The organism is Meiothermus luteus, assembly GCF_003574085.1.
In the GTDB taxonomy this organism is placed as follows: Bacteria; Deinococcota; Deinococci; order Deinococcales; family Thermaceae; genus Meiothermus; species Meiothermus luteus.
Window position 1 is genome coordinate 21,964 of record NZ_QWKZ01000031.1, and the last position, 7,022, is coordinate 28,985.

The 7,022-nt window shown below is 65.9% G+C and carries 9 protein-coding genes; 7 read left to right on the forward strand and 2 right to left on the reverse strand.

All coding sequences use genetic code 11. The annotated features are described in order from the left end of the window. Positions 1–57 precede the first annotated feature (57 nt). Genes trpB through Mlute_RS06325 form a run of 4 tightly spaced genes read left to right on the forward strand, consistent with a single transcriptional unit; the run spans position 58 to position 3,745 of the window. A complete protein-coding gene (gene trpB, locus Mlute_RS06310; RefSeq protein ID WP_119359890.1) occupies positions 58–1,272 on the forward strand; it encodes a tryptophan synthase subunit beta in 1,215 nt (404 codons plus the stop codon). Next, on the forward strand, positions 1,269–2,057 hold the full coding sequence (gene trpA, locus Mlute_RS06315; RefSeq protein WP_119359891.1) for a tryptophan synthase subunit alpha: 789 nt from the start codon (positions 1,269–1,271) through the stop codon (positions 2,055–2,057). The genes trpB and trpA overlap by 4 nt, the downstream gene beginning before the upstream one ends. Positions 2,058–2,067: 10 nt before the next feature. Further along, complete coding sequence (locus tag Mlute_RS06320) at positions 2,068–2,919, forward strand: DNA-methyltransferase (protein WP_119359892.1); 852 nt, start codon at positions 2,068–2,070, stop codon at positions 2,917–2,919. After that, the gene (locus Mlute_RS06325) at positions 2,897–3,745 is read left to right on the forward strand and encodes an MBL fold metallo-hydrolase (protein WP_119359893.1); all 849 of its coding nucleotides are present in this window, start codon (positions 2,897–2,899) and stop codon (positions 3,743–3,745) included. The genes Mlute_RS06320 and Mlute_RS06325 overlap by 23 nt, the downstream gene beginning before the upstream one ends. On the opposite strand, the gene Mlute_RS06330 is transcribed toward Mlute_RS06325, so the two are convergent. Together Mlute_RS06330 and Mlute_RS06335 are read right to left on the reverse strand one after the other, a co-directional pair. Next, a complete protein-coding gene (locus Mlute_RS06330; RefSeq protein WP_119359894.1) occupies positions 3,742–4,095 on the reverse strand; it encodes a carboxymuconolactone decarboxylase family protein in 354 nt (117 codons plus the stop codon). The two genes, Mlute_RS06325 and Mlute_RS06330, sit on opposite strands and share 4 nt — an antisense overlap. Positions 4,096–4,127: 32 nt before the next feature. Further along, positions 4,128–4,805 carry an HAD family hydrolase gene (locus Mlute_RS06335; protein WP_119359895.1) on the reverse strand — a complete coding sequence of 226 codons (678 nt, stop codon included), beginning with the start codon at positions 4,803–4,805 and terminating at the stop codon, positions 4,128–4,130. Between the two features lie 86 nt (positions 4,806–4,891). Here Mlute_RS06335 and purB point away from each other — a divergent pair, with 86 nt between their 5' ends. The 3 genes from purB to Mlute_RS15840 form a co-directional block, all read left to right on the forward strand. Further along, on the forward strand, positions 4,892–6,202 hold the full coding sequence (gene purB, locus Mlute_RS06340) for an adenylosuccinate lyase (RefSeq protein WP_119359901.1): 1,311 nt from the start codon (positions 4,892–4,894) through the stop codon (positions 6,200–6,202). Positions 6,203–6,222: 20 nt separating this feature from the next. Continuing rightward, a complete protein-coding gene (gene purC, locus Mlute_RS06345) occupies positions 6,223–6,936 on the forward strand; it encodes a phosphoribosylaminoimidazolesuccinocarboxamide synthase (RefSeq protein WP_119359896.1) in 714 nt (237 codons plus the stop codon). 4 nt (positions 6,937–6,940) lie between these two features. Further along, on the forward strand, positions 6,941–7,022 hold an 82-nt coding region (locus Mlute_RS15840), incomplete at its 3' end, for a phosphoribosylformylglycinamidine synthase subunit PurS (RefSeq protein ID WP_147371040.1).

Below are 7,022 nucleotides of genomic sequence, written 5' to 3' on the forward strand. Positions count from 1 at the left end.
TTTTTCTTTGTTGGGACGAGTGTAATGCCGACGGCAAAAGACCTAGGAGTGGGACTTATGCAACTACCTAGCTACCCCCTGCCCGACGCCAGAGGGCGCTACGGCGACTTTGGCGGGCGCTACGTGCCCGAAACCCTGATTCCGGCCTTAGAGGAGCTCACCGAGGCCTACCTTCACTACAAGCAAGACCCCAGGTTTCTGGCCGAATACGCCTACTACCTGCGCGAGTACGTAGGCCGGCCCAGCCCCCTCTACTTCGCCGAAAACCTCACCCGTCACCTGGGCGGGGCCAAAATCTACCTGAAGCGCGAGGACCTGAACCACACCGGGGCCCACAAGATCAACAACACCTTAGGCCAGGCCCTGTTGTGCAAGCGCATGGGCAAGAAGCGGGTGATCGCTGAGACCGGGGCGGGCCAGCACGGGGTGAGTGTGGCCACGGTGGCCGCCCTGATGGGCCTGGAGTGCGTGGTCTACCAGGGGGCCGAGGACGTGCGGCGGCAGGCCCTAAACGTCTTTCGCATGAAGCTCCTGGGGGCCGAGGTGCGCCCGGTGGAAAGCGGCACCAAAACCCTCAAGGACGCCACCAACGAAGCCATAAGGGACTGGGTGACGAACGTGCGGGATAGCTTTTACATCATCGGCTCGGTGGTGGGGCCCCACCCGTACCCCATGATGGCCCGCGACTTTCAGAGCGTGGTGGGGGAGGAGATCAAGGCCCAGCTTCTGGAAAAGGAAGGTCGCGAGAGCCCCGATGCGGTCATCGCCTGCGTGGGCGGGGGTTCCAACGCCATTGGGGTCTTCGCGCCTTTCGCCTACCAGGAACACCGCCCCCGCCTGATTGGGGTGGAGGCCGCAGGCCACGGCGCGGCCTCGGGGCTGCACGCGCTTTCCATCGGGGCGGGGCGCAAGGGGGTGCTGCACGGAGCCATGATGTACCTGCTCTACGACGACGACGGCCAGATTCGCCCGGCCCACTCGGTCTCGGCGGGCCTGGACTACCCCGGGGTGGGGCCAGAGCACAGCTACTATGCCGAAGCGGGCCTGGCCGAGTACGTGGGCATCACCGACGAGGAGGCGCTGGAGGGCTTCCGGCTTTTGTGCCGGCTGGAGGGGATTATTCCGGCCTTGGAGTCGGCCCATGCCATCGCCTACGCGGCCAAGCTGGCCCCCGAGATGGAGCCCGAGCAGGTGATCGTGATTAATCTTTCGGGCCGGGGCGACAAGGACGTGGTGGAGGTGATGCGGATTATGGAAGGGGGTGCGGCATGACCACCCGCGAGGCCTTTGCCCAGGCCAGAGCCCAGGGCCGGGCGGCCCTTATCCCTTACGTGATGGCCGGGTACCCGAGCCGGGGGGCCGACCTCGAGCTGGTCAAACAGGTTTTGCCCTACGCGGACTTGCTCGAGGTGGGCCTGCCCTACTCCGACCCCCTGGGCGACGGCCCGGTGATTCAGCGGGCCTCCGAGCAGGCCCTGCAGCAGGGGATTCGTGTGGCCGATGTGGCGGCGTTTGTGCAGGAAATCCGGGCTCTCACCGATAAGCCCCTCTTCCTCATGACCTACCTCAACCCGGTGCTGGCGGTGGGGCCGGAGCGCTTTTTCAGCATGTTCAAAGAGGCCGGAGTGAACGGGCTCATCCTCCCCGACCTGCCCCCGGACGAAGACCCCGGGCTGGTCGCGTTGGCCCAGGGGGTGGGCCTCGAGACCACCTTTCTCTTGGCCCCTACCTCCACCGAGGCCCGCATCCGAACCGTGGCTCCCTACTGCACCGGCTTCGTCTACGCCGTCTCGGTAACCGGGGTTACCGGGGCGCGGGATCGGCTTCCCGAGGGCCTCCCGGAGCTGGTGGGGCGCATCCGCCGGGTAACCCAGGCCCCGGTGGCCATCGGCTTCGGCATATCCAACCGCACCACCGCCCAGCAAGCCGCCCAGGCCGCCGATGGGGCGGTGGTTGCCAGTGCCCTGATCCGCGCCCACGAAGAGGGAAGAGGGCTGGCGGAGGTGCTGCGCGAGGTGCGGGCGGGCTTGGAGGGCGCCGCTGGCCCGGTGCATTAGAATCAGGCCGATGAAGCGCATCGTGCAGGCCGAGTGCCTTCAGTACATCGCCACCCTGCCCGAGGCTTCCTTCCCGCTCATCTACCTCGACCCCCCCTTCAACACCCGCAAGACCCAAAAGCGCCGCCGCATCCGGGCCATTGCCGACGAGATGGGCCAAAGGCAGGGCTTTGGCGGCAAGCGCTACCGCACCGAGGAGCTGGCGGCCCCGGTTTACCCCGACCGCTTTGAGGACTTCGCGGCTTTTCTGATTCCCCGGCTCGAGCAGGCCTACCGGCTGCTCACCCCCACGGGCTCGCTCTTTGTGCACCTGGACTACCGCGAGGTGCACTACATCAAGGTAGCCCTGGACGCCATTTTTGGCCGCAAGAGCTTCATCAACGAGATTATCTGGGCCTACGACTACGGCGGCCGGCCCAAGAACCGCTGGCCCGCCAAGCACGACACCCTGCTCTGGTATGCCAAAGACCCCCGGCGCTACACCTTCAACTACGAGGCCATTGACCGCATCCCCTACCTGGCCCCCAAAGTGGTAGGGCCCCAGAAGGCTGCCCGGGGCAAGACGCCCACCGATGTCTGGTGGTTGACCATTGTGCCTACCGGCTCCAAGGAAAAAACCGGCTACCCCACCCAAAAGCCCCTCCGGCTTTTGGAACGCATCGTGCGGGTGCACTCCCACCCGGGGGAGGTGGTGCTGGACTTCTTCGCCGGCTCGGGCACCACAGGGGAGGCCGCGGCCCGCAATGGGCGGGGCTTTTTGCTGGTGGACGAGAACCCCGCCGCAATTGAGATCATGCGCCGTAGACTGGCCCCCTATGGGCCTGAGATAATCGTCCCCAATGCGCCCCATCCTGTACCGTAAGCTTGGCCGCTTTGACCTTTGGGTTTTGAACGACGGCGACTTCTGGCTGGATGGGGGCTCGATGTTCGGCATCGTGCCCCGGGTGCTTTGGGCCAAGCTCGCCCCGCCCGACGAGCAAAACCGCATCCGGCTAGGCCTGAACCCGCTCTTGGTGCGAATAGGGGAGCGCTACATCCTGATTGAAACCGGGCTTGACCGCAAGGGGGACGAGAGGTTCCGCAAAATCTACGGCCTCTCGGAGACCAGCCCGGTGCTGGGGCAGCTTGCCCTGCTGGGGCTTGGCCCGGAGGACATCTCGCTGGTGATTCATACCCACCTGCACTTCGACCACGCCGGGCTCAACACCCGCTGGGTGGAGGGCAGGCTACGGCCCACCTTCCCCCAGGCCCGCCACCTGGTGCAAAAGCAGGAGCTGGAGGACGCCCTGCACCCCCACGAGCGCAGCCGGGCCAGCTACCGAGCCGAGAACGTGGAGCCCCTTTGGGAGACCGGGCGGTTTGAGCCGGTGGAAGGGGAGGCCGAGGTGCTGCCGGGGGTGCGGTTGGTGCCCGCACCGGGGCATACCCTGGGCATGCAGGTGGTGGAGCTCGAGTCCGAGGGGGAGCGGCTGGCCTACACCGGCGACCTGGTGGCCCTTATGGCCCAGGTTCCCCCGCTTTACATCCCGGCTTTTGACCTCTACCCCATGACCACCCTGGAGACCCGCAAACGCCTGTACGCGCGCTGGCTCGAGGAGGGCTACCTGCTCTGCTTCACCCACGAGCCGGGGCACCCCCTGGGGCGGCTGGTGCGCAGCGAAAAGGGCTATGCGGTAGAAGAGGCCTAGGGTTGGCCCGACCTCTTGCGCAGCAGCGCCTGGAAGGTCTTCATGGCTGCTAGGGCTTTTGGAAAGCCGAAAAAGATGGCCGACTGGATGATGGCCTCGCGCACTTCCTGCTCGCTGGCCCCGCAGCGTAGGGCCCCCTCCAGGTGGGTGGCGATTTCCTTAGGGGCCCCCAGGGCAATCAAGCTGGTGATGGCCAAAAGCTCGCGGGTCTTCAAGTCCAGACCGGGGCGGGCCAGCACTTCCTCGTAGGCAAAATCGCGGATGTAGGCGTAAAGGTCGGGGTCCACCCCGCTCAGGCTCTCCTCAATGGCCCTGAAGTTCTCCCCCCATATGGCCTTGCGCACGCTCATGCAGGCCAGTTTCGGCGCCGAGCTCTTTCTCGTCAAGCTTTTCCGGTAGCCAGGGCCACCACCTGGCTTAGGCTGCGGATGGCGGTGGGGTGCTGCCCGTAGGCGTCAAAGAGGACGGGCGTTACCCCAGCGGCCTGAGCTCCTTGGATGTCGTCCTCAGAGTCGCCGACGTGGAGGGCCTCGGCGGGCTCAACCCCCAGCTTGTCTAGGACGATGCTGAAGAAGCGAGGATCTGGCTTGGCTACCCCTAGGAGCGCCGAGGCCCCGATGTAGTCAAAAAAATCGGCCAGCCCCGTGGCCCTGAGCACCCCGGGCAGGGTCCAGTCCCAGTTGGAGACCACCCCCAGGCGAAGGCCCAGCCTCTTTAGCTCACCCAGCACCTCCTTGGCGCCGGGGGCAAGGGGCCAGATGTGGGGGCTCTGCCAGTTCTGGGCCAGGTAATCGGCAACCTCCTCGGCGTGCTCCTCCAACCCGATGCCCCGCATAATCTCGCGGTGGAAGGTCCGCCAGAAGGAGAGCGCGGTGGCCTCGTCGGTGGCCTGCATGTGGTGCTCGGCGTAGTGCTGGTAGGCCTGCCGGGTGGCCTGGGGGAGGCGGGCCAGGTCGGCCTTGGCCTCGAGGCCCCGCTCCTTGAGAAGCGGCCAGAGCCACAGCCTGGGATGGCCTAGGATGAGGGTGTCGCCCACATCAAACAAAACCGCCCGAATCATACCCACATACTACCGGTGGGGCTTGGGGTTGTGCCTGGCTTTGCCGCCGTGATACCCTCAGGACGCTTTTGCCCGAGGAGGATAGGGTGATTGAGCGGTACCAAACCCCCGAGATGAAGGCCCTTTGGAGCGAGGCCCGCCGATATCAGGCCTGGGCCCAGGTGGAGCTTTTAGCCTTGGAGGCTTGGGAAGGCTTGGGCGAGGTTCCACTCGGCACCGCCCAGCGCCTTCGGGAGGCCCTTTCTAAAAGGCCCCTGGACGAAGCCTTTGCCCGTCGGGTAGAGGAGATTGAAGCTGAAACCCGGCACGATATGGTGGCCTTCACCCGGGCCCTGACCGAGTGGGTGGGGGACGCAGAGGTGGCCCGCTGGCTCCACCTGGGCCTGACCAGCACCGATGTGGTGGACACCGCCCAGAACGTCTTGCTGGTGGAGGCTTTGGGCCTGATTGAGGGGGAGCTGTTGGGGGTGCAGGAGGCCTTGAAGGGACTGGCCGTGCGCTACAAGCACCTGCCCGCGGTGGGGCGCACCCACGGCGTGCACGCCGAGCCCACCGCCTTCGGACTGCGCTTTTTGTCGTTCTACGCGGCTTTGTTGCGCGATGCCGAGCGCCTTCGGCGGGCCCGCGAGGGCATCCGGGTGGCCATGCTCTCGGGATCGGTGGGGAACTACGCCCACGTGGCACCCGCGGTGGAGGCCTACGTGGCCCGGCGGCTGGGCCTGGCGGTGGAGCCGGTTTCTACCCAGGTAGTCCCGCGCGACCGCCACGCCGAGCTCTTGAGCGGGCTGGCCATCCTGGGGGCCAATTTGGAGCGCATCGCGGTGGAGCTGCGCCACCTGCAGCGCACCGAGGTGCTGGAGGCCCAGGAGCCTTTTGGCTACAAACAGACCGGCTCTTCCTCCATGCCCCACAAGAAAAACCCGGTGGCCCTGGAGAACATCTCCGGGCTTTCTCGTCTGCTGCGTTCCAACCTACAGGCCGCTTTGGAGAACGTGGCCCTCTGGCACGAGCGCGACATCTCCCATAGCTCGGTGGAGCGGGTGATTCTGCCCGACTCCACCACCTTGGCCCACTACACCCTGCGCCGGCTCAAGCGGGTGCTGGAGGGGCTGGTGGTCTACGAGGCGCGCATTGGGCAAAACCTGCACCTGACCCGGGGGCTGGTCTACTCGCAGCGGGTGCTGGGGCTATTGATTGAGGCGGGGATGGACCGAGCCACCGCCTACCAGGTGGTGCAGCGCAACGCCCTCAGGAGCTGGGAAGAGGGCCGGAACTTCCAGGAGCTTTTAGAGGCCGACCCCGCCTGCCCCCTGAAGGGCGAGGCCCTGGCCCAGGCCTTTGACCCGGGCTACTTCCTGCGGCATGTGGAGGCCATCTACGCCCGGTTTGGCTTGTAGGGGTACTATGGAAGGGGGCTATGGATAAGCTTTACGAGGGCAAGGCCAAAATTATCTACCCAGGCCCCGAAGAAGGGGTGGTGCGGGTCTACTTCAAGGACGACGCCACCGCCTTCAACGGGCAGAAGCGGGCTCAGATTGCCGGCAAGGGGGCCGTCAACAACCGGATTTCCGCCGCCTTGTTCCGCTACCTGGAGGCCCGCGGGGTGCCCACCCACTTTGTGCGTGAGCTTTCGGAGCGGGAGATGCTGGTCAAGCAGGTACAGATTGTGCCGCTGGAAGTGATTGTGCGCAACCGCACCGCCGGCACCTTCTCCCGCCGCTACGGGGTGGAGGAGGGCCGGGTGTTGCCCGAGCCTTTGCTGGAGTTCTCCTACAAGAACGACGCCCTGGGCGACCCCCTCATCTACGGCGAGGCCGCCATCGCGCTGGGTCTGGTCACGGATGAGGAGCTTTCGCGCATCCGGGAGCTCGCCCTTAGGGTCAACGGCCTGCTCAGGGACTACTTCGCCCGGCGCGGCCTCGAGCTCGTGGACTTCAAGCTCGAGTTCGGCCGCCTGCCCGACGGGGGCCTGGTGCTGGCCGACGAAATCTCGCCCGACACCATGCGCCTTTGGGAGATGAAGACCGGCGAGAAAATGGACAAAGACCGCTTCCGCCGCGACCTAGGCGGGGTGGAGGAAGCCTACCAGGAGGTGCTGCGGCGGGTGCTGGAGGCGCCCGCCTCGGCGTGAGCCTATGAAGTACCATCTGACCCTTCTTATTGAACTCAAAGACGGCATCCTCGACCCGCAGGGGCGGGCGGTGGAGGGGGTTTTGC